The organism is Corallococcus exercitus (genome assembly GCF_003611585.1).
Classification (GTDB): domain Bacteria; phylum Myxococcota; class Myxococcia; order Myxococcales; family Myxococcaceae; genus Corallococcus; species Corallococcus exercitus.
This window is the reverse complement of record NZ_RAVW01000005.1, coordinates 18,642-41,311: the sequence shown is the minus strand read 5'-3', so window position 1 is coordinate 41,311 and position 22,670 is coordinate 18,642. Positions and strand designations below refer to the sequence as shown.

Genomic DNA, 22,670 nt, shown 5'->3' with positions numbered 1-22,670 from the left:
CTCCATGTACTCCATGACGGGCCGTGTGTCGGCGACCGTTCAGGTCCTGTCTTGATACAGCGCGATGACACCGTGGACCTGGTCGGTGACCTGCTTGAGGCGGTCCGCCGCCGTGTGGGTTGCCTCCACCCGGGCCACCGAGGCCTGCATCAGCGCCGTCAGGTCCGACACGGCGGTGAAGATCTGCGACACGCCCGCGGACTGCTGGCTCACCGACGCCGAGATCTGGCGGACGGCGTCCGCGTTGCCCTTCACCAGCCCGGACAGCATGCCCAGCCGTTCACCGGAGGCGCGGATGGTCTCGATGCCCCGGCCCATCCGTTCGCCGCCCTGGCGGGTGAGGTCCACCACCCCCTGGATGCGCGAGCGCGTGTCGTCCAGCACCGCGCGCACCTGCTGCGTGGCCGCCACGGACTGGGACGCGAGGCCGCGAATCTCCCGCGCCACCACCGCGAAGCCCCGGCCCACGTCCCCTGCCCTCGCCGCCTCGATGGCCGCGTTGATGGCCAGCACGTTGGACTGGTCCGCCAGGTCCTGCACCGTCCGGGTGATGCCCGCGATGCGTTCCGTGTAGGCCGCGAGCCCCTGGATGCGCTCGGAGAGGTCGGTCGTCTGCGCGCGCAGGTCCGCCAGCCCCTCCACGCTGCGGGTGATGGCCTCCTCCACCGCCGCGCCCACGTCCCCGGCCTCCTGCGTGGCCTCCAGCACTCGCGCGGCCTGCGCGGAGGCGACGAGCGACGTCTGGCGGATCTGCTCCGCCGTCACCCGCGTCTCATCCAGCGCCCGGGCCTGCCGTGAGAGTTCCTGGCGCTGCTCGCCGGTGGACTCCGTCAGGGTCCGCACGGAGTCGCGCAGCGCGTCCGTGGACCCCATCAGCGGCCGGACGACCTGCTCCTCCACCGCGCTCCGGGACAGCTCCAGCTGCGCCTCGCGCTCCGCCGCCGCCCGCAGGTCGCGCTCGCCCTGCACGCAGGAGGCGATGAGGAAGATGTCCTCGAACACCACCCACGCCGTGTGCTCCATCCACCGCCAGGACTCCTGGGCGTGCATGCCGAAGATGGACTCCGGCCAGAACATGCCGCGAAGGAAGTGGTCCACCGCCACCACGCCGCTGAAGGTGAGCAGCACCTTCCAGTCCCGGTAGATGGAGAGCAGCGCCAGCGAGCCGAAGATGTGGAAGTGCGTCTCGATGCGTCCGCCCATCAGGTGGATGAGCAGCGCGGACATCAACGCCTGCCCCACCGCGATGACGTGCCGCGTGGACTCACGCCCGGGCCGCGTGAGCGCGAGCACCACCGGCAGCCCGCCAAAGAGCAGCCCCAGCCCCACCGCGGCTCCCACGTGGAAGTGGACTGTGCTCCGCAATCCCTCCCAGGCCCGTGGTGACAGGTACACCGCCGCCACGATTCCCCCCAGCCACTGCAACGCCATCAGGAACACGAAGGTCCGGTCCGTCCGCCGGCCCAATGCCAGACGCTGCGTGGCGAACAGCTGTTGCGAGCGCGCGGACACGGCTGCTTCGGACAGCTGGATTCTCATCACGGGGTCTCACCGGAGGACGCCGTGGAGGCCGTCTGGAGGGCACAGCCGAAAACAGGCGCGGTGGCGACGCGGGGGTCTTCCGCGCGAAGGAGGTCGCGAATGGCGCCTGCCCCCGCGCTGTCACCTTCGTGGCCCCGCGCGGGGGTGATGCCCCCGCTGAAGCGATCCACGCCGTCCGGCGAGTAGAGGACCACCTGACCCGAAGTGCGCGCTCCCAGCTCACGCGCCACCTGGCCGTCCACGTCCGCCACGACCTCCACCCCTGGCAGGCCCACGGCGCGCGTCCACAGCTCCGAGCGCTCGAAGCCCGGCGGCGCCTGGCGTGGGGCCCAGACGAACACGTGCGTGGCGAGCCGCGCGCCTTCGCGGTCCAGGAGCTTCGCCAGCTCCGCGAGCGTCGCGCGGGAACACGGGCACTGGGGATGGAGGAAGACGAGCAGCGTCCACGCTCCTGGCGCTCGCGCGAACCGCTCCGGCAACCGGGACGGCGGCGTGGCCGCGAGCCCCGCGGCGCTCGCGTGGGACCACACGAGCCCCATCCCCAGCACGCTCGCCACGAGCCACCCGCCCACCAACCACGGCAGGGCCCGGCGCGGCAGCGCACTGTGTTTCAGTCCCGCTTCAAGGGATTCCCGGGCCGGGGCATCCACGGGGCCATGCGATACAACCGGGGCGGCCATGCACGGTCATGCTGAAGAGTTCCCGTGTCATTCGCAACGCATATTCAAGCAGGCAAGGCTATACAATCCTTAAACATGTAAAACGATTGAACCAGGGCGACGGGCGCTTCCCGGAGAGAGGAGCGCACGCCCTGCGGGCGAGCCCGGCCGTCCGCCCCTGAATCCTTGTTATCACCGCTCCCAAAGCCGGATTTCGGTGCCTGCACGGCGCACGAGCAGCGGGCTGGAGGCGCCGTCCACGGGCTCGATGCGGCCTGGAAGTGTCGCGGACTGGACGCACTTCCAGCCCCGCCCGGCGAGCGCGGCGTGCAACTGGTCGCCGAAGCCTCCGCCATAGGACGTGAGCAGGTGGGACGCGCGCAGCCGGTCCAGGAGGTCGCGGCTGGCGTCCTCGGAGAGGTAGTAGAGCACCTCCGCGAGCAGCACCAGGTCCGCCTCCAGCGCCACGTCCTCCGCGCTGGCCTCCACGATGCGCACGCGCGCATGGCCTCCCAGCCGCTCGCGCAGGCGCGTGACGAAGCGGGGCTCGGACTCCACGGCCTGGACGTTCGCGTCGGGGAAGAGCGACAGCAGGTGCTCGGTCATCATTCCCTCGCAGGCGCCCACGTCCACCACGCGCCGGGGCGGGACGGCGTGGCGCAGCGTCCCGAGCACCTTCGCGGTGAGGGCGAAGCGCTCGACCTCGTAGGTGGAGCGGGCGAAGCCCCAGGGGTCCGCGAGCTCGGAGAAGATCTCCGGCTTCGTGAGGGACAGGGCGCGCACGACGTCTCCGGCCCGCGCTTCTGTGAAGGCCTCGATGCCGGGCCCGTCGCGCACGGGGTCCGTGCACGCGCCCGAGCTGGCCCCGTCCGGACGCTCCCGATAGAGCGTGTTGAGCAGGCCCAGCTTGCGCTGGAAGGCCGCGTCGTCCAGCACCGTCCAGGCCGTGGGCCGGGCGCCCGTGGCGGGCACCCACAGCCGGTCGAAGACGCGGCTGACGAGGAGCGCCACCTCGCGGTGCAGGGGGGCGTCCTCCTGCGGGCTGTGGGTGAAGACGCGGACGTCGCCCCGGGAGCGCTGCTCGCGGCACCACGGCCCCACCTCCGAGGGCGACAGCAGCAGGTGCGTGCTCCGCGCGCCCAGGGCCCGGCCCACGGCCTCCAGCTCCCGGCCCGCGCCTCCGTCCTCCGTCACCACCGCCAGGTCCGCCCCCGGCGCCACCGTGCTGAACAGGCGGACGACGTCCTCCGGGTGGGCCACGACGATGAGCGCCGGGGACTTGTTGTTCTCAGCCATGTGCCGCACTCCTGTTTGAAAGTGATTGCGTGACGGCCTCAGCCGTGGGCCGCGCTCCAGTCCGACACGGCCTCCGCTTCCTGCTTCGGGAAGCGGAGCAGCGGGAGCAGCCGCTCGCGGATGAGCGGCTCCCAGCGCAGCCGCTCCGACAGCGCCCAGCCTGTCGCCAGCAAGAGGCGGCCTTCGTGCGCGTCGCGCGGGAGGCGGCGCACCACCTCCTCCGCCACGCGCTCCGCCGTGCGCAGCTCCTGCTCCCGCAGCACGCCCGCGGGCAGCGCCTTCCAGGCCTCCACCGTGTGCGCCAGGCCCGCCTCCCGGGCGTCCGCCGCCGCGTCGGAGACCACGAGGTTCGGGTGCGCGGCCTCCGACAGGCCCTGCCGCATGCAGACCTCGCGCAGGGCACGCCTGGCGCCGCTCACGCCGGAGATGACGCAGATGGCGCCGCAGCCCAGGGCCTCCAGCTGCGCCAGCCCGTAGGACTCATACAGCGACTGCCCCAGGGACACGTCCGTGGCGCGGTGCAGGTCCTCCCGCGTGAAGTCCAGTCCAGCGGGCCACGTGGGCTGGTTCACCAGCGCGATGTGCAGGCCCGTGTCCTTCGCGTTGAACGCGTCCACCCGGGCCTTCAGGGCGCGCAGGTTGTCGGACGGCTCCGCTTCGTTCCACTCCGTCACCATCACCAGCAGCGCGGGCTTGCGCTCCGGCGGCAGCAGCGTGGCCAGGTGCTCGCACACGTCCACGTCGCGCCAGAGCCCCTTGCAGACCTCGTCCCGTGCGATGTGCGCGAGCAGCAGGCGGAAGCCCTTTCCCCACTGCTTGCGCGCATGGGCCAGCACCCGCGCCCGCGACGCCTCCTTGGCGTCCCAGCCCGTCTCGATGGGCCGGTGGCCGTGGGGCACCACCGTCACCGGGTGGAGCCCGTAGCGCGCGTCCAGGAAGCGCAGCTCGTCCGCCACGGAGGCGCTCACCGCGCCCACGCGGTCGCACAGGTGGCCGTTGCGCAGGATTTGGAAGTTGGGCCAGGCGCCGACGGGGTACACCTGGTCCAGCGTCCGCCCCTCTTCCAGCCCCAGGCGCTGGATGTTGTAGAAGCGCGCGTCGGACGCGCCCTGCCCTGCCTCGCCGTACTCCACGAGCACGCGGGGCGTGCGCACCTCGCCCGCGTAGTACACGGTGCGGCACCAGTCGCGCCCGTCGAGCAGCGCCTTGTACGCGAGCGGCAGCGACAGGTGCTCCTGCGCCAGGATGACCGTCCCCGCCCCATCCTTCGGCCGCAGCCGCTCCAGCGCGTCGAAGACGGGCTCCGCGAGGACGATGGCCAGCATCGCGTCATGGTCCAGCGCAGGCGCGTCCAGCAGGCCGTGCCGCACCGCCTTGCGGAACAGGCGGTTCACCCAGGGCGCCGCGCCCAGCCGCGTGCCGAAGCGCTTGCGCCACACGCGCGACAGCCCGCGCCACGCCGCCGGACGCCCGCCCCGGCAGTCGAACGGGAGGTCCACCCCCAGCAGCGTGTGCAGCCGCGCAAGGAACCGGGGCAGCGTGCCCATCCGCACCCGGTAGCCCCGGAGCACGTCGGTGAGGTCCACGAGCAGCACCTCCACCGGACCGCCCGGAGCGTCGCGCCGCCCGTAGACGAACGACACGTCGTGCTTCTCCTCCACCGGCCGGAAGACGCGCGTCCACCGCTCCGGGTTGTCCGGGCGCAGGCCGCTGTAGAACACCTCGCCGTGCGCCTCCAGGTCGCGCGCCAGCGACTCCTCCGGCGCGTAGCTCCCCAGCCCGCACGGCCGCACCGTGGGGCTCACCAGCAGCGTGCGCGGGAAGGCCTGCCGGTACTCGGGCGCGGACAGCAGGTGCTCCAGCACCACGCCCATCCCGCCCAGCGTGCGCGTGGCCTCGTAGGAGAGGTGCACCAGGAGGTCATCGTCCATCCCGGGCGCCCACGGCTCCCTCGCGCTCATGGCGCCACCGTCCAGACGCGCTCGCACATCCCCCGGCCCGCGCCCAGCCTGCGCGCGTGCGCCTCCACCGCGGGCAGCGTCTGGGGCTCTATCTGGCTGGCGTAGAAGGACAGCCCGCGCAGCTTCGCGGGCCACACCGCAGTCATGTCCACGCACCGGGGCGACAGCCCGAGCGCCCACGCGTAGTCGACAATCTCGTCCTCCGGGTGGTGCGCGGAGTACGGCAGGTCCTCGTAGTAGACGACGCCCCGCTCGCCGCGCAGCGCCCGCACCGCGTCACGCACCAGCAGGTGGTCCACGTGGCTGGAGATGCCCAGCGGCACGTAGCAGATGGCGTCCTCGGACACGCTCGCCAGCACCTCGTCCAGCGCCAGCAGCACGCGCGAGGCCAGCGCCGCCCGTGCCTCCTCCGTCTCCGCGGGTCCCCCGGGCGGCGAGCGCAGGCTGGTGTCCCGGAAGCCCAGGTGCACCAGGTCCGCGCCGTGCGCCCGGGCGAACCGCCGGTCCTCGCCCATCCGCAGCGACGTCACCGCCATGGCCCTCGACGGATCCACCGGCAGCACGAACTCCCAGCAACTCTGAGAGAAGACCGTGACGAGCGTGGGCACGATGCCCCGGGGCACGCCCAGCAGGCTTGCGTACGCGCCCAGGGCCACGTCGTCCGGATGCGGGGAGAAGAAGACGTGTGCCGGCCCCTCGTCCCTGCGGTTGCGCGCGCGCTCAGCCACGGACGCCTCCCGCGGCGAGCGGCGGCGCGGGCCACGCGTCCAGTGGCAGGTCGTGCAGGTCGCCCTCGGGCGTCACGAAGCCCAGGATGACCACGCGCTCCCCGTCGTTGTGCACCGTGTGCCGGAACGCCCGCACCGGCGCGTCCAGTTCGCGCGTCAGCCCTTCGGAGAAGCGGCCGGAGGTGATGAGCCAGTGCCCCGTGTCGTTGGGCATCAGGCGCGGCGTGTTCCCGTCCAGCCACACCAGCCCCGGCCGCGACTCCCCCAGGTTGAAGGTGAAGAAGCTCTTGTCCGAGTGCGGCTCCGACGCGTGCGCCACCACCTCCCGCCGGCGCCGCGCCGTGCTGGGCGCGTGGTACTTCACGAACCGCACCGCCCCTTCCGTGCGGCGGCGGAACAGCCGCGTGAGCCCGCCGGCACGCAGGCCGTAGCCCAGCTCCAGCGCCTCCAGCAGCACGATGCCCACGGCGTGGCAGGCGTCGTACGCGTCCTCCGAGGCCTCCAGCAGCTCCCGCACCGGCTCCGGCACCTGGCGGCGGCGGAAGCCCGTCCACGTCGCGGGCTTGGCCATGAACGCCTCGATGGGTTGCCTCACCACCGGCGACTCCGGGTACCAGGTGGCGTTGTAGCCCGTCTGGAACACCGTGGCCGCGGGCAGGAGCGCGTGCAGGTACGGGTGCGCCAGCAGGGCGTGCTGGAAGGTCGCCTCATAGCGCTCGAACAGACCCGCCAGGGCGTGCCGCTCCAGGAAGGCGGTGGGACGCTCCAGGTAGAAGAAGCCGCGCTCCGACAGGTGGGTAATCAGCCGCCGCGCGAAGGACTCCCGTTGGCGCGGCGTCCCGGACACGAAGTCCTCCAGCTTGAGCGGCCGGATGTCCGTGAAGCGCTGGGGCTGTCTGCGCACGAGGCCATCCCGCGCGGAGGTGAAGGGTCTGGGAGGCAGGGACGGGGCCGGTGTCCGGGGCGCGGTGGCGGGCATGGGATGTCGGGTCGTCATGGGTGGGATTCAGGCTGGAACGTGTCGCAGGTTACGGGTGGCGTCTGACATGCGTGGATCCGCCCGGACCCGTCTCCGGATCCAATTCCTCTCAAACCCAGCCACCTCCCAGGTCACCCGGCACGCACGCTCCGTCGCTCACGCCCCCGGGCGCCGGGAGTCACGGACGGAGGCCATCCGTCCACCCGGGAACATCCACTTTTCACTCAGGAGAACGACCTGGGCAGGTGGGTCTGGAAAGCACCTCCGGGAGCGCTGTTTTCGCCGGGCTGTGCGGGTGGGAACAGCGATTGAGACATAGAGGCCGGTGCCTTGACGGGGGCACCCGCGCTCGCGCTCCAATTCCTGTCATGCCTCCGCATTTGAGACGTCTGCTCATCGCCGCCCTGATGGCTGGCACCTGCGCCTGTGCGCGCCACCCCGTCTCGCGGGACGGCGAGGCCCTGGCGCTCCTGCCACAGCCGGTGCTCGTGCGCGAGGGAAGCCCGCAGCAGGTGGTGCTGCCTGGACTGGCCCCCGGCGAGTAGTACTGGGGCGTGTACGCGGCGGAGGAGCCGCCCGTGCCGCTGTTCCAGAAGGCCCGGAGGCTGGTGGTGCCCGGGACGCCCGAGGCCCGCACACGCGACGCGTTTCCGCCCTTGGAGCGCTGAGCCCCGCTGCTCCTTGTCACCCGCTCGACGCGCCTTCCCAGACGGCTGACGCGTCATGCGCCTCCGCTGACATGTCACACGGCGACGAAGACGACGTGCCGTCGCGCGTCTCGTCCCAACAGCCCAGGCGCATGACCGCGGCATGTCGATTGCTGTCTCGCTCCGCACTTGAACCTGGAGGATGCATGCGCTTCATGAGCGGAGTCGTCGTCGCGGTCGGTCTTCTTGGGTGCGGGGGTTCGGAGGCCGATCAGGCCTCCTTCGAGCCAGTGGGTCACACGGACCAGGAGATCGTGGGAGGCATCGAAGCCCGGCCGAACTCGTTCCCTTGGATTGTCAGTCTGCAGCAGTACGGCAGCCATTTCTGCGGGGGCAGTCTGGTGCGAGTGGGCAACAAGGAGGAGAGCGACATCGTCCTCACCGCTGCCCATTGCGTCTATGACGGTCCCACCAACGTCACGGCGGTCGTCGGGGCGCATGACCTGAAACACCCCACGTCCACGCAAGTGAGCGCCCAGGTGACGAAGGCCGTCCACTACCCTCAGTACAACCCGGACACGACGATGAACGACATCGCCGTCCTCAAGCTCGACAAGCCCATCAAGTTCGACACGAGCGTCGCCGGGGCTTGCGGCCAGTCCTCGGGCATGCGCCCCAACCTGGCCCCTCAGCTCGCGGGCGGCAACACGCGCGTCCCTGTTTGCCTCCCAGCCCCCGGGGAACGCGTCGCTGAAAACACGATGGCGACGGTCGCGGGCTGGGGCCTGACACAGGAGGAGGGCTACGACACGTCCAGCCTATTGCTGCAGGTGGGAGTCCCCGTCCTGCGGCATCAGGACGTCGCCAACGGCTACAGGTCACAAGGAATCGTCATCGACGAGAGTGCCATGCTCGGGGCCAGGTATCCGCAGGGGGGCAAGGACGCATGCCAGGGCGACAGCGGCGGGCCGCTCGTCGTCAAAGGCTCCCAAGGCTACGTACTCCAGGGCATCGTGAGCTTCGGGGTGGGCTGTGCGCGGGCAGGGCTGCCCGGCATCTACACGCGGGTCTCCAATTACATCCCGTGGATCAACACGCAGATTCAAAACCTCAGCACCGTCAGGTAGGGCGCAGGGCCTTCCACCTCAAGGGGAGCCCCAACGGGGGCCTCACCTTCTCATCCCAGTGGCGGCGGGAGGCTGACCTGGCCTTTATGATGGCCACCGTGTCACGGGCCGTCCGCCGCAAGGCGCCTGTCCCCCTCCGCCCCCGGTGAATGCATGTTCGTCGCTCTTGGAGTCCTTGCTGGCGCCGCCGTGCTCGTGCCCATCGCGCGCTGGTGGTTGATGCACCGGGTGGGCACGCCCCGTGCGAGCGAGCCCTTCGACGGACACGTCTACCGGGTGGGCAAGGCCGTCATCGCTGAACGGCGCTGCGAGCGGCCCCGCGCCACGGTCATCGTCATGCACGGCTTCGTGGCCGACATGCGCTACTTCACGCACCACTACCGCGAGCCCGACCTCCAGCTCATCCTGCTGACGAGCTGCGACTACCACCTGCCCATCACCGACCCTCGCGAGCAACCCGCTCCCTGGGCGAAGGTGCCTGCCGAACCGGAGGGCACCATCTCCCATGACGCCGCGGTGCTGGTGCAGGCCCTGGAGCACCTGCCCCGGACGGACGTCATCCGCGTCCATGGACATTCGCGTGGAGGCGCCGTCGTCCTGGAGGCCGCGAAGCTGCGTCCGGACCTGTTCGAGCGGGTGGAGGTGGTGCTGGAGGCGCCCGTGCTCCCGCAGGCCCGTCCCTACCGGAGCCTGACGCCGTCGCAGCTCTGGCTGCTGCCGTTCCTCATCCCGTTGTGGCGCATGGCGCCGATCGCGCGGCACAACCGGGGCGCGTGGGGGCCGCTGGAGAATGCTCGCAAGCGCGAGCTGATCATGGCGTTCCCGTTCAACCCGAAGCGGGTGGCGACGATGATGGCCAACCTGCGGGACATCGACGCCTGGAGTCAGTCGCGCGATGCGTCCGTGTTCGGCAACGTGCGGCGCGGCACGGTGCTCGTCCCGGGGAAGGACCGGGTGCTGGAGTCCGCCTCCATGCGGGAGAGCGCCGTGCGCGCGAAGCCGGGGCTCAACGTGGTGGAGCTGGACGGGTGCAGCCACTTCGTCCTGTGGGACCGTCCCGATGCCATGCCCGTGCTGGCTCGCGACCCGGAACGGTCCACGGGCAACGGGTGAGCCTTCGCGCGGGACAGAGCTACGCGCTCTTGCGCCGCCGCATCATCGCTTCGTACGAACGGCCCACGCCCTGGGAGAGGATGAGCAGTTCGCCCACGTCCGGCGGGGTGAACTGCTCCGCGCCGTTGTCCACGTAGAGCAGGTGCACCACCTTGCCGCGCACCAGCAGCGGCAGGATGACCGCGGTCGTGGGGAAGCCTCCGCCGAGCAGCCGGTAGAACATGCCCATCGCCGCGTCGCGCTTCACCGGACCGACGTAGTGGGAGCGCAGGTCGCGCACGAGGCGGAAGGTGCTCTGGTCGCGCAGCGGCACGCCGATGCGGCGGACCCCTTCGTCGTTCACGCCCTGCCCCATGCCGTGCCAGCCCGTGACGAGGTTGCCCTGCACGGACAGCAGCAGGCACCGGCGCCACTTGCCCATCGCGAAGCGGAGCACCGTGCGGGCCACGTCCTCGCGGTCCGAGCTGCGCGCCAGCTCCGCCTGGGCCTCCGGGAACGTGAGCGGCGTCGGAGGAGGAACCGCCGGCTTCGCGGCCACGGGCGGGCTCACGACAGCACCCGGGGGCATCGCACCCGTCGCGCCGGCTTGAGCCGCCACCTGCGCGGGCACACCGGCACCCGCCTGGGCCGCGACGTGCGCGGGCACACCGGCACCCGCCTGGGCCGCGACGTGCGCGGGCACACCAGCACCGCCACGCGCCTGCGCCGCGGCGCCCTGCGCTCCCGCGCCTTGGCCCGCCTGATACGGAGGCACGCCCTGTGTACCGGGTTGGCCAGCGAGGTGCGCGGGCACTCCTTGCGCGAGATGCGCAGGCACGCCCTGAGCTCCAGCCTGGGCCGCCAGATGCGCAGGCACGCCCTGCGCACCAGCCTGGGCCGCGAGATGGGCAGGCACTCCCTGCGCCGTGGACTGGGCGGGGACGCCATGTGCTCCGGGCTGCGCCGCGACGTGCGCGGGGACTCCTTGCGCACCACGCTGCCCCGCGACGTGCGCGGGCACTCCCTGCGCCCCTGCGCCCTGCCCCACGGTGCTCGCTGCGCGGGCCGCCTGCGCGGGCACTCCGGGTACCGGCACGGACGGGGCCATGTGCGCGGGGATGTCCACTCGCGGCGCTCCGGGCCTCTGGGCCGCGGGCGGCACGGGCGCTCCGGGACGCGACTGCGCTGGAACCGCGGGTCGGCCCTGGGGCGGCGCGGCCACGGGCGCCTCCATCACCTCCTCGCCGGTGATGATGATCTCCCCTTCCAGCACGTCCGCTTCCGCATCCGAACCGCCGCGCAGCGCCTGCGCGTAGACGGACTGGAACTCCTCCTCGCTCATCAGGTCCGGCGGCCGCTCCGCCGCCTTCGCCAGCTCCGCCGGCGCGCCCTTCGCGGGCCTCGGCCGGACCGCTTCCATGTCGATGGCCCGCAGCTGCCGGAACGCCTTCGCGTGCCGCCGCAGCAGCTGGTTCATCCGGAACTCGGGGATGACCACCGGCACCACGCGCTTGCCCGTCTTGAACGCGATGGCGTCCAACGTCGGGAAGTCGTGCGGGTTCACCACCGCGACGCTCAGCCGCGTCGCGTCCGCCCGCATCGGCAGGAACTCCTTGTCGTCCGCTTCGTTCGGGTGCACCAGCGCCACGGCCTTCGGGTCGGGCACCATCTCCCCGGACGCGTAGGCGCAGTTGTGCAGCTTGCCCAGCGCCTTCGCCAGGTCCTGCTCGGTGAGGAGCCCCAGCTCCACCAGGTTCGTCCCCAGCCGGCCGCCGTGGACCACCTGCGACTCCAGCGCCTCCTCCACCGCCGCCGCCGACACCAGGCCGTCCTTCACGAGCAGTTCACCCAGGCGCATGGGCCCGCTTGTAGCCATGCCCCGTCACCCTCCGCAAGCACCCGGCCGGGCACGCACCCCTAGTCGTCCGGATGGTGGCTCAGCCCCACCCGGTTGCCCTCCGGGTCCCGCACGTAGAGCGTCCAGCGCGTCTCGTGCTCCAGCGGCACCCCCGCGCGGGCCAAGGTCTCCACCACCCCACCTCGCGCCTCGCGGGGAATCCGGAACACCAACATCAGCAGCCCCGGCGCCGGATGGCGGAAGGGCCCCACCTCCGGCATCCCGTCCACCGCCTCGATGGCCAGGAAGGCGCCCCCTGGGACGCCTACCCAGACGCTCCGCAGGGTGCCGTCCTCACGCAGGTGGCGTTTGAGTTCCGGAAAGCCCAGCAGGTCGCGATAGAACGCGGTCACGCGCTCCACGTCCTTCGCTTGAATCGCCACGTGGTGGAAGCCCTGAACGTCCTTCATGGGGTTGATGGTAGGGTCTGGCCGCCCATGGCGCGACTGCTCATCGTGGAGGACAACCAGGAACTCGCCTCCCTCATCGCCACGGTCGCGCAGACCCGGGGCCATGAGGCGCTCACCGTCTTCACCGGCGAGTCCGCGCTGGAGGCCCTGGGCCCCCACTCCCGCTTCGACGCCGCGCTGGTGGACCTGCTCCTGCCGGACATCCGCGGCAGCGAGGTGCTGGGCGCGCTGCGTGCCCACGCCATCCCCGCCATCGCCGTCAGCGGCGTCTACAAGGGCGACCGCTTCGCCCAGGAAGCCATCAAGGTCCACGGTGCGTGCGCCTTCTTCGAGAAGCCCTTCGAACTGGACGCCGTGCTCAACGCGCTGGAGGAGGCCGCAGGCGTGCCGCCCGTGACGCACGGGGAGCTGCTCGACGAGGTGGACCTGCTCGTCCTGGAGGAACTGGTCCAGGAGACGCCCTCGCAAGACGAGCCCGCGCTCGAGTCCGTCGACGCCGCGGCCGGGCCGGCCGGGCCGTCCGAGCCGTCCGAACCGGCGCTCCCGGAAGAGGCCCCCGGCGTGTCGGAGGCCCTGCCCCTGCCCTTCGCCCAGCGCGGCGCCGTGTGGACGGAGGCCGTGCCCGCCCCCGCGCGCCAGCGCCGCCAGCTGCCGGAGTGGTCGCTTGGCGGAGACCTGGCGCACACGTCCGTGCCGCGCCTGCTCAACGCCTATTACGAGGCCCGCCACCACGGCGAGCTGAAGCTGCGCCAGGGCACGGTGCTCAAGGTCGTCTACTTCGAGGCCGGCCGCGTCGTGTACGCCGCCTCCAACCTGGCCCCGGAGCGCTTCGGCCGCTTCTGCCTGCGCAAGGGCGCGCTCACCGAAGCCCAGCTCGCGGAGGCCGCAGGCTACGCGCGCGAGCACTCGCTGCGCACGGGCGACGCCCTGCTCAAGCGCGGCCTCTTGAGCCCCAAGCAGCGCCGCCAGCTGCTGGAGGAGCAGGTGAAGGACATCCTCTGGTCCACCTTCGCGTGGACGGAGGGCGGCTACGGCTTCAGCCCCATGCGGCCGCAGCGCGCGGACCTGGTGCCGCTGTCGCTGTTCCCCGGCGACCTCATCCTGGAGGGCGTCGCGCGCACGGAGACGCTGGTGGCGCTGCGCCAGCGCATGGCGCCCGGACGCCGCCTGTTCCCCGCGGCGGATCCGCCCTACGGCCTGCACGAGCTGAAGCTGGACGGGCCGCAGGCGATGCTGCTCGCGTTCGCGGACGGCACGAAGACGGTGGAGGACCTGCTGGCCCTCACCGACCTGTCGGAGCGCGAGGCCCTGGCCACCCTTCGCGGCCTGGAGCTGTCCGGCGTGCTGGAGGAGCGGCAGCAGACGCCCAACCGCCGCCAGCGCATCAGCTTCGGGCTCTGACGCCCCGCCGGCGCCGCGCGGCCCACGCCAGCGCGCCCAGCCCGAAGGCCGTCACGCCCGAGCCCCCACCGGAGCATCCGCAGCCCGACGTGGAGGCAGGCGGCGGCTCCGCCCGCGACACGACGACGTCGCGCAGCGTCGCGGTCCCCGAGTACGTCGGCGAGGTCAACAGCACCGGGCGCACCACGTACGTGAGCGTCGCGGTGGCGCCCGCGGGCAGCGGCACCGGCTCCACCTCGAAGTGCTGCTCCGTCACGTTCACCGGCGTCACCGGCCGGCCGTTCAGCGTCACCGACTGGGGCAGCACCTGCGCGCCGGTGACGGTCTCCGCGTAGCGGATGGCGCTCACGCCGCAGGCGGTGTCGTTGCGCAGCGTCACCGTGACGCCGAGCTGGCCGGAGTCGCTGCCCAGGCCCGTCGTCTCCGTGCGCCGCTCCACCGTCACGAAGGGCCGGGCGCCGATGCGCGCCGCGTGCTGCCGCACCGCCCCGCTGGCGCCCTCGCCCGTGGCCGTCACGTCCAGGATGACGTGCTCGCCCACCAGGGTCTCCAGCTGCGTGTCCACCGTGGCCAGCGCCACCGAGTCCCCCTGGGAGACGAACGGCGCCAGCTCCGGGCCCCCGGAATGCGCCCACGTCAGGTCCACCGCCGAGCAGGCCCCCTCCGGAATCGTCTGGTGCAGCGTGCCCCGGGCGCCCTCGCCGCAGGTGGCGATGAGCTCGCCGTCCAGCTCGCCCAGCTCCACGTCGCGCGCTTCCCTCGAGAAGGGCGTGAGCGCATCCGGCGTCGTGACGGAGCCCGACGCCACCGCCTCCTGCACGCGCGCGCGCACGGTGTAGCTGGCGCCGCCGCAGGTGGGGGGCAGGTCCAGCTCGAAGGTGCCCGCGGCCCACGGGTACGTCTTCGTGTCGAACACGCGGCTCGGGTCGGACGGGTCCTCCAGCGTCACCACCGTGGAGAGGGCGCGCATGCCCGTGCAGTTGACCGGCGGGTTCGTCGTCACGCGGCCGCGCACCTTGCGCTCCTCCGGCGGCTCCAACGCCACCTCCGTCCTCACCAGATCCACCGGCACCCACCGAGGCTTCACCGCGACGTCCACGTCGGACGGGGGGCCGTCGAGGGCGTAGCCGTCCACGGTGATGCGGTTGAAGGCGCGCAGCTTCAGCTGGAGCGTGTCCACGCACGTCGCAGACGCGAGCAGCACGGAGTTGCCCTCCAGGGGCTCCGAGCCCACCGGGCGCCGGTTGTTCCCCAGCAGGGCCAACACCGACACGCCCGAGGGGTTCTCCAGCACCGACCAGAACGTCGACACCGGAGGCAGTCCCGGCGTCGGCGGCGTGCCCGGAGGCGCCGCGCACAGGTGGGTCGCCTGGGGGCTCAGGGCCGCGCCGGAGTAGACCTCGCGCGTGCCACTGGTGAACGGCGCGTCGGGCGGTCCCCACGGGTGGAGCTGCACGGGGACCGTCGTCGGCAGGGAACCCAGCTCGCTGTCGTACGCGCGCACCTCGTAGTTGTAGGCGGTGATGCCCTCCTTGCAGCGGTCCGCCCGGGTGGAGGGCGGCGTGAGCGTGGCCACCCCCACGGCGTCCACGGTGAGCACCGGCGCCCGGGCGGGCGTCGTCCAGGCGTACTTGACGGGCTCGCAGCCGGTGGCGCCCCGCGTGGGGGTGAGCGTGCCCGGGGGCCCGCCCATGAAGAAGGCGCCGCTGTCCACCGACAGCGTGGCCCCCTGGGGCGCGCCGGGCGCGACGGTGTGGCGCAGCTCCAGCGCGATGGCCTTCGGCGTGTCGTGCGCGCGCAGTCCGTCGGAGGCCACCACGTCCAGGAAGGACGTCTGGCTCGCGCAGATGCCCGGGGGCGCGGTGAGCTTCAGCTTGAGCCCGCTGTCCTCGCGCGAGTCGAGCGGCTCCTGGACGACGGTGAGCGGGCTGCCCGGCGCGCGCACCGTGGCCGAGAGCCGCACGGCGTCCCCGTCACCGTCGCGCAGCTTGAGCTGCACGTCCTGCGTCGTGCCCTCGTCCACGCGGAGGCTGGCCGGCAGCTCACTCACGTTGGGCGCGTTCGCGTTCTCGTAGATGAGGACGTTCTGCGCGTACCCGTTGAGGATGGCGACGCAGTAGGACGCGTCCGCGCAGGCCAGCTGCAGCGCGGACTGGGTGATGCCCAGGGGCAGGTCCGTGTTCTGCCGCCAGAGCGTGCCGGGCAAGGCGGGCGGCGTCACCGGCTCCGCGCTGAACGCCGTCACCTTGCCGTCCGATTGCTTGAGGAGCAGCAGGCCGAAGCCCGTCCCCGCGCTGGAGCCGCTCGCCACGTCGAACGCGAGCGCGTCCACCGCGCCGGGCGCCAGCGGGATGGGCTCGAACGGAGTGGCGGAGCCGCCCAGGGTGCCTCGAAACAGGGCCATGTCGTTGCCGAAGAACGCGAGCGGCTTGTCCGGCGTCGCACCTGGCAGGAGCGCCACGCTGCGCGCCGGGTTCAGCGAGGGGCTGCCCACCGCGGTGTAGGACACCGCGCTCGTGCCCCGGTACCAGACGAAGTTGGCCTTGGCCGAGGACACGGAGAACAGCGCCTGCGGCAGGCCATCCGCCTGCGGCGGCAGCACCGCGAGCTGCGGCTGCGCGGTCTGCCCCGGCTGTGGAGGCGCCAGGACTCCCCACTCGGCCGTGCCGCCATCCCTCGGGACGAGCGAGGAGCGGAACTGCGGGGTCGTCAGGGGCAGCTCGGCGGCGACGGCGTAGCCCACGCCTCCGTCCGCGGTGACGTGCACGGCGCGCACCTCGACCTCGTTGCCGTCGTTGGGGAACAGGTGCTTGCCGTCATCCGCCGGGGAACAGCCGCCCACGCTCCGGAGCGTGCCATCCGTGCGAATGCCCACCACGCAGTCGGGGGCGCGCAGGAAGCTGCCCGCCATGCCCTCGTTCAGGGTCGTCACGCCGCCGTCGCGCGACACGTACAGCTGCGTGTCGGTCGCCACGGCGAAGAAGCCGGGCCGGAAGACGGTCACGGCCTTCGGGATGCCCGTCTGGGTCTGGACGTTGGTCCACTCCGCGCGAGCCACGCCCGCGCACAACCCCAGTCCCAGGATGATCCGCCAGACTCGCACGTTCGACGTCCCTCTGCCCGGCGACTACCAGGCCACTTCCGCCCGGAGATAGAGGCGGTCCGGAGCATCCTCCGGTTTGGCCTCCAGACCCAAGCCGCTGAAGCCCAGGACGGTGTACCCCAGGGCCACCCGAAGGCGCTCGTCCAGCCGGTAGGCCACTTCCGGCCGCAGCGCGCTCAGGCCCTGGCCATCCGCCGCGGACGTGCGCCGGGCGGCCTCCACCGCGACCTCCAGTCCGCCCAGCACCCGCACCGCGGGCCGCAGCGTGCCCGTCCACACCCAGCGCGAGGACTCGCCCAGGCTGGAGCGTCCGACGTGCAGGCCCGACGCCACGGAGAGCCGCTCCCCCAGCCGCACCGCTGGCATCAGCGACACCGTCTGGAGCACCCGGTCCCCGAAGGCGAAGCGGGCGCCGGGGGACAGCTCGCGCGTGAGGCCGTAGCGCGCCACCACCAGCCAGGGGCCGGGCCGCCAGACGAGCGCCGCGAACCCTTCCGCGAACCGGGCCTCCAGCCCCTCCCGGCCCGCGGTGTGCGCGAAGTCCAGCCGTCCGGAGGCCGTCACGTCCTTCAGCAGCTGCGCCTCGGCGGCCAGCGCCAGCACCACCTGGGTGCGGTCCACCGGGCCGGAGGCGCCGCGCGCGGGGGTGCCCTCCTCGTGGCGCAACTCCGCGCGCACGTCCGCCCGGAAGCGCTCGCGCAGCCACTGCGCGGACACGCTGGCCACGTCGCGCGTGAGGTCGCTGGCGATGTCCAGCGGCAGCGGTTGGCGCACGCCGCGCTCGTAGCGGGCGCCCGCGCTGAAGCCGCTCTGGCCCGCCGCCCACTGGAAGCCCACCGCGCGGGCCCGCCGCACCGCCATGGCGTCGTGCGCGCTCACGTCCTCCACGAACACGGTGGTGCCATCCCCCACCTCCGTGCGCGCGCCCGTCACGGCGCGGCCCGCGCCGAAGTCCGGCCCGTCCACGTCCACGGAGTAGCCGCCGTAGTACGTCTCCCGGCCGCGCCGCACGCGCGCATCCAGCCAGGCCTGCGGGCCCAGCTCGGGGCCCCAGCCGCCCTTCACCCCGACGGTGGCGTCCTCGTCCAGCACCACGTCCACGCCCGCGGAGGTGAAGGTGTCGTCCATGCGGCCCAGGCCAGCGCCGCGCTCGTGCAGCCGCTGCCGGTGGCCCGCGGACAGGGTGAGGCGCGAGGACAGCGCGTAGTGGCCCGCCACGCCCAGGGACGTGCGGCCTCCCTCGAGCGCGTCGCCCTCGCCAGGAAGGTCGGTGGCGCGCAGCCAGCTGTCGCGCAGCTCCACTCGCGCGCCCCAGTCGCCGCGGTCGTAGCCCACGGCGGCGCCCAGCGTGCGGGCGCCAAAGGGCGTGTCCTCGAAGGGCAGGCGCGGATCCGCGGAGCGCCGCTCGTCGCCCAGGAGCGTGAGCGCCACCGGGCCCACGGGCTGCGTGACGCGCAGGGACAGCTGCCGGAAGCGCGCGGCGTCCACGTGCGCGCCGTCGGAGAAGCCCCGGGAGCGCTCGCGCCACGCGGCGTCCACGGAGCCGCCATGCGCGGGGCCCAGGACACCGGGGCCGCTCAGGCGCAGGCCCACCGCGCCGCCGTGGTCGTCCTGCGTGCCCACCGGGCGGAGGAAGGACAGGCCGCCGTCGTCCGACACGCCGAACACGTCCGACTCCACCGCGAGGCCCCGGCTGCCGGCGGCCTCGGCGAGGAGCGAGTAGCCGCCCAGCTTCGTCTGGCCCCGCCCCGACAGCAGCTGGAATGGAGCCCCCAGGCGGCGCTCGCGCACGGCGGCCAGGCCGACGGTGGAGTCGCGCCAGCGCGCCCAGGCCTCACCGCCCACGGAGTCGCGTGGATCGCCGGTGTGCAGCACGGCGTAGTCCACGACGAGCACCGGCTCCGGCGCCTCGGTGAGCGCGTCCGTGCGCAGCAGTGACACGCCGGCGAGGAACGACAGCGGGCGCGCGAGCAGGATGCGGCCCGCGAGGTAGTCGATGTCGTAGTCGCGGCCGCGGATGAGGTGCTGCTCGCCCAGGGGCAGGCCGGTGACGCCGTCGCGCACCTCCACGCGCACCAGCTCGGAGCCCTCCGCCACGGTGCCGCCCCCCAGGTAGTAGAGGCTGCCGCCGGTGGCCTGCAGCTCCTCGTGCGCGGGCGTCGCGGCCAGGCCGCGTGTCGGATCCACCAACCCTCCGGCGAACACGTCCAGGCCCACGCTCACAGGGCCCAGCTGGTCGCGCAGCTCCGCGTAGGGGCCGAAGAGGGGGCGGTGGTAGCGGCCCACCTCGCGGTCCTGCAAGAGCGCGCGGTAGGTGCCGAAGCCCGCACGGCCATACGCGTCGTGCCGGGCCTCCAGGCGCAGGCGTCCTTCGGCGGGGTTGGGCGTGAGGGACACGGAAGCGTCGCCCCACTCCGCCGGCACGAGGTCGGGGTCGGGCCAGCGGTCGAAGCGCTCGGGCAGCCGGGGGCGCAGCCAGTCCGCGAGCGGTGCGTCGTGCAGCTGGCGCAGGTCGGTGTCGCTCAGGTCCAGCTCCCCCACCACCTGAACGGGCCCGACCTGGGCCTCGCCGTGGAGGGCGCCCCGGCCCCGCAGCCGGAAGCCGCCGCCGGCCGGCGCGATGCTGGCCTCCACGTCGAGCAGGCCCACGACGAAGGGCTGGGCCCGCGCTTCCACGGACACCGTCACGGTGCTCGAGGCCTGCGAGGGGGGCGCCAGCGTGAGGGGGACGCTGTTGCGTCCCGGCACGAGCCGCACGGGCAGGCGGACCTCACCATCGGGGCCCGCGTGGAGGCTCGCGTCGGGAGACGTCACCTGGGTGCCGGGGGGCACCTCCAGGCTCAGGAACGTGTCCCCCGCGGGCACGGGCGCGTCCGCGGAGAGCCCGTGCACGGCGCCCAGGCGATTCCTCTCCCGAGGGATGACGAGCCAGCCGTGCTCACCGCGTCGCACCACGTCGAAGGACTGCTGGGTGAACTCCACCGCGCCGCCCGGCGAGGTGGTGGTGATGACGAGGGTGTTTCTTCCTGGCTGGAGCGGCACCGTCGCGAGCCACGCGCCGGACTCCTCCACGGTCGCGTCCACGTCGCCCGCCCGGACCCGGTCGCCGGGGGAGGCCTGGCCGCTGATGACGAAGCGCAGGCCGCTGTTGGCGACGTGTGCCTCGGGGGGACGGCCGGGTGCGGTGGCGGCGGACGCGGAGGGGCGCGTGGGCGGAGGCCGCACGGCGAAGTCCTGGAGGACGGCGGCGCCCCAGGGCACCTCCACGGTCGCGATCCGGGGGACCACCTGGCTGGACGGCGGCAGGCTGCGCGGATCCACCTTCAGCGCATGGCGTCCGGGGCGCAGGTGCGGGCCGTCGGTCAGGTCCGGCACGCGAGAGTCCACGCCGGTGAGGTGGTAGCGGCCGAAGGCATCGGTGCGCACCTCGCGGCCGGTGGCCAGCACCAGCCGCACGTCCGCGAGCCCAGGCTCGTCGGGGCCGCAGAGGCCATCGCCGTCCACGTCCACGCAGACGCGCCCCGCGATGGTCGACGCCTGCGCGGGCAGGTCCGAGGACAGAGCCTGCGCGGATGCCACGGACGACAGCAGGAGCAGGACGAGCACGAGGCCCACTGTGGCGGAGTGGCCGAAAGCCCTCCGCCATGCGCCTTCCGCACGCCTCCCACGACGCGACGTGTCCTCACGATCCCTCCGGGCATCGCGTGTCGCCGTCTCGGGCACGAACATTCCGGTGGGCACGGGCACCTCGCCGCACGCAGGCGCGTCCTCCCGGCCGCTCCTGGTCGCGGGCACACCGCCATGCGCCGGGCGCGGAGACCTCAAGGCCGCACCTCTTCCACCGCCGTCACGCCGGTGCGCACGTCCGCCACGGACACGCTCACGGGGCCTCGCGCGCCGCGCACGGTGAAGCGCGTGAGCCCGTCCTGCACGGACTCGTCACCCCGCTCGCCCTCGGACAGCGCGACGTGCACCGGCCGGTCCTTCAGCACCTGGCCGTTCGAATCCTCCACCCAGCACGTCACCCGCGCGCCCTCCACGCGCACCCGCACGTTGACCGGCAGCGGCGGCGCCAGCTCCACCCGTTGCACCACGGGCGCGGGCACCAGCGGCGCGGACTCCGGGAACACCGGCCCCCGCGGCCCCAGCACGTGCACCGTGACGTCGAGCCCCGGCCACACGCCGTGCGACACGCGCACCTTGCCGGGCACCACCGTGCCCACGTCCACCGTCCCGTCCTCCCCCGTCACCTTCTCCACGCCGTTCACCCGGAGCGGCTGCCGGGGCACCGGCCATCCCGCCAGGTCCACCACGCCCGCGACGAGCGACTGCCCCCTCCGCCACACCGCGAGCCGCGCGGGCTCCGTGCCTGTCGGGCCATAGGCGCGCACTGTCAAGTCCGTGCCCGGCCCGAGGAGGTCCTGCGGCGCGGTCCACGGCAGCGTGAAAGTCCCGGGCGGGGACTCCACCGCCGGGCCCGCCGTTCCCAGCGTCGACGACAGCGACACCTTCGCATCCGCACGGGGCTGCCCTGCCGCATCCCGCGCCGTCACCACCACGCGCGCCGTCGTGCCCGCGTGCACCAGGGGCTCGGACACCGACACCGTCACGTCGCGCACCGCGCCCTGCACCAGTTGCATCGGCAGCGACTCGCGGGAGCCGGGGCCCCGCTGCGGCCACGCCGCTTCGATGCGCTCATCCTCCGCGAGCGTGCGCGGCGCCGTGTAGCGCCACTCCAGCATGCCGTTCGTGTCGCGCTGGGGCCCGTCCAGCCGGCCGTACTTCGCCTTCACCGTGACGCGCGCGTCCGCCACGGGGAGCCCCTTCGGATCACTGGTCGCGCACAACAGCCGGGCCTGGGACACGCCGTCCGCGGGCAGCCGCTGCGGGTTGAGCACGCACGCCAGGCCATCCGTGGGCGGCAGCTGGAGGTCGATGGCGAGGCGCTCCACGTGGCCTGAATCGTCCTTCACCTCGCCCCGCGCGAGCGAGTAGCCCGGAGGCACCACCAGCGGCAGCACGAAGCGCCCGCTCGCGTCCACCGGCACGGGCCCGAAGCGCTTCCCCGCCACCTCCAGCGACACCTGACCGCCGGGCTCGCTCCGGCCGGGCAGGTCCACCGCCGTCGCCAGCGGCACCAGCAGCCGCCCATACGCCCCATGCACCGACTGCGGATGCGGCCACGCGGACAGCGCAACGAGGATGGCCGCCTCGGGCAGGCGCGTCGGGGGCAGCACGTAGCGAGCGGTGTACGTGCCCGGCCCGGTGTGCTGGAGGTCCTTCACCTGCCCGGTGCTCACGCGCAGCACCGGGGGCGCGCCGCTGTCGTCCGGCGTCCCATCCGGCCGCAGCCTCCGCACCGTGAGCATCGCCTCCTTGTCGCGCCCCTTCACCGGAAGCGCGGGCTCCAGTGACAGCTCCATGTGGCTCGCGGGTGGCCCCACGTCATAGCGGGCCCGGGCCTCCTCGCCGTCGCCCTGCACGCGCACCACCACCTCGCGCGCCTGGGCCTTCGGCACGACGACGTAGGTGCGCAGCGGAGGAGCGTCCGGTCCGGGCTTGAGCTCCGCGCCCTCCGCCGTCACCGAGGACGGCGTGAACGCCACCGGCTGGCCTCCGGCGTCCCTGCGCACCACCGCGACCGTGAAGCCCTCCGGAGGCACGGGCACGTCCGGACCGAGCAGCTCCAGCGAAGCCGCCCAGACCGGGGCACAGACCAACACCAGCGCGGTGAGCAGGAGACGTTCCAGGGCGTCCCGACTCTACAGGGCCCTCCGCCGGGACTGCACGACTTTGCTGCCACCGGGCACGGGAAGGGGCCCGCCGTC

At 73.1% G+C, this 22,670-nt stretch carries 15 protein-coding genes; 4 read left to right on the top strand and 11 right to left on the bottom strand.

Annotated features, from left to right (window positions below; translation table 11 throughout):
- Positions 1 to 39: 39 nt before the first annotated feature.
- The 6 genes from D7W79_RS01240 to D7W79_RS01215 all read right to left on the bottom strand — a co-directional run bounded on the left by D7W79_RS01240 (position 40) and on the right by D7W79_RS01215 (position 7,183).
- Complete coding sequence (locus tag D7W79_RS01240) at positions 40 to 1,539, bottom strand: methyl-accepting chemotaxis protein (RefSeq protein WP_120523485.1); 1,500 nt, start codon at positions 1,537 to 1,539, stop codon at positions 40 to 42.
- On the bottom strand, positions 1,539 to 2,222 hold the full coding sequence (locus D7W79_RS01235) for a thioredoxin domain-containing protein (protein ID WP_147441756.1): 684 nt from the start codon (positions 2,220 to 2,222) through the stop codon (positions 1,539 to 1,541). Before D7W79_RS01235 ends, D7W79_RS01240 begins: the two co-directional genes overlap by 1 nt.
- 171 nt (positions 2,223 to 2,393) lie before the next feature.
- A complete protein-coding gene (locus tag D7W79_RS01230) occupies positions 2,394 to 3,497 on the bottom strand; it encodes a class I SAM-dependent methyltransferase (RefSeq protein ID WP_120523483.1) in 1,104 nt (367 codons plus the stop codon).
- A 38-nt stretch (positions 3,498 to 3,535) separates the two neighbouring features.
- Entirely contained in the window at positions 3,536 to 5,428 is a 1,893-nt protein-coding gene (locus tag D7W79_RS01225) for a glycosyltransferase (protein ID WP_120523482.1), read from the bottom strand.
- A 26-nt stretch (positions 5,429 to 5,454) separates the two neighbouring features.
- Positions 5,455 to 6,186 carry a PIG-L deacetylase family protein gene (locus D7W79_RS01220; protein WP_120523481.1) on the bottom strand — a complete coding sequence of 244 codons (732 nt, stop codon included), beginning with the start codon at positions 6,184 to 6,186 and terminating at the stop codon, positions 5,455 to 5,457.
- Entirely contained in the window at positions 6,179 to 7,183 is a 1,005-nt protein-coding gene (locus tag D7W79_RS01215) for an isopenicillin N synthase family oxygenase (RefSeq protein WP_147441755.1), read from the bottom strand. Before D7W79_RS01215 ends, D7W79_RS01220 begins: the two co-directional genes overlap by 8 nt.
- Positions 7,184 to 7,533: 350 nt before the next feature.
- Here D7W79_RS01215 and D7W79_RS43455 point away from each other — a divergent pair, with 350 nt between their 5' ends.
- The 3 genes from D7W79_RS43455 to D7W79_RS01205 all read left to right on the top strand — a co-directional run bounded on the left by D7W79_RS43455 (position 7,534) and on the right by D7W79_RS01205 (position 10,052).
- Positions 7,534 to 7,710 carry a hypothetical protein gene (locus tag D7W79_RS43455; protein ID WP_158616854.1) on the top strand — a complete coding sequence of 59 codons (177 nt, stop codon included), beginning with the start codon at positions 7,534 to 7,536 and terminating at the stop codon, positions 7,708 to 7,710.
- Between the two features lie 308 nt (positions 7,711 to 8,018).
- Positions 8,019 to 8,939, top strand: a complete 921-nt coding sequence (locus D7W79_RS01210; RefSeq protein WP_120523479.1) for a serine protease — start codon at positions 8,019 to 8,021, stop codon at positions 8,937 to 8,939.
- A 153-nt stretch (positions 8,940 to 9,092) separates the two neighbouring features.
- On the top strand, positions 9,093 to 10,052 hold the full coding sequence (locus tag D7W79_RS01205) for an alpha/beta hydrolase (protein ID WP_120523478.1): 960 nt from the start codon (positions 9,093 to 9,095) through the stop codon (positions 10,050 to 10,052).
- 19 nt (positions 10,053 to 10,071) lie between these two features.
- On the opposite strand, the gene D7W79_RS01200 is transcribed toward D7W79_RS01205, so the two are convergent.
- Both D7W79_RS01200 and D7W79_RS01195 read right to left on the bottom strand, forming a co-directional pair.
- On the bottom strand, positions 10,072 to 11,889 hold the full coding sequence (locus tag D7W79_RS01200; RefSeq protein WP_120523477.1) for a cyclic di-GMP-binding domain-containing protein, MshE-related: 1,818 nt from the start codon (positions 11,887 to 11,889) through the stop codon (positions 10,072 to 10,074).
- 59 nt (positions 11,890 to 11,948) lie between these two features.
- A complete protein-coding gene (locus D7W79_RS01195) occupies positions 11,949 to 12,338 on the bottom strand; it encodes a VOC family protein (RefSeq protein ID WP_120523476.1) in 390 nt (129 codons plus the stop codon).
- Between the two features lie 27 nt (positions 12,339 to 12,365).
- On the opposite strand from D7W79_RS01195, the gene D7W79_RS01190 reads away from it, so the two are divergent.
- Positions 12,366 to 13,739, top strand: a complete 1,374-nt coding sequence (locus D7W79_RS01190) for a DUF4388 domain-containing protein (RefSeq protein ID WP_120523475.1) — start codon at positions 12,366 to 12,368, stop codon at positions 13,737 to 13,739.
- Here the strand turns inward: D7W79_RS01190 and D7W79_RS01185 are convergent.
- The 3 genes from D7W79_RS01185 to D7W79_RS01175 all read right to left on the bottom strand — a co-directional run bounded on the left by D7W79_RS01185 (position 13,723) and on the right by D7W79_RS01175 (position 22,568).
- Positions 13,723 to 16,842, bottom strand: coding sequence for a hypothetical protein (locus D7W79_RS01185; protein ID WP_147441754.1), 3,120 nt, complete (start codon positions 16,840 to 16,842; stop codon positions 13,723 to 13,725). The genes D7W79_RS01190 and D7W79_RS01185 overlap by 17 nt on opposite strands.
- Before the next feature lie 24 nt (positions 16,843 to 16,866).
- Positions 16,867 to 20,457 carry a flagellar motor protein gene (locus D7W79_RS01180; protein ID WP_120523473.1) on the bottom strand — a complete coding sequence of 1,197 codons (3,591 nt, stop codon included), beginning with the start codon at positions 20,455 to 20,457 and terminating at the stop codon, positions 16,867 to 16,869.
- A gap of 206 nt (positions 20,458 to 20,663) precedes the next feature.
- Positions 20,664 to 22,568 carry an Ig-like domain-containing protein gene (locus tag D7W79_RS01175; protein ID WP_120523472.1) on the bottom strand — a complete coding sequence of 635 codons (1,905 nt, stop codon included), beginning with the start codon at positions 22,566 to 22,568 and terminating at the stop codon, positions 20,664 to 20,666.
- Between the last annotated feature and the right edge of the window lie 102 nt (positions 22,569 to 22,670).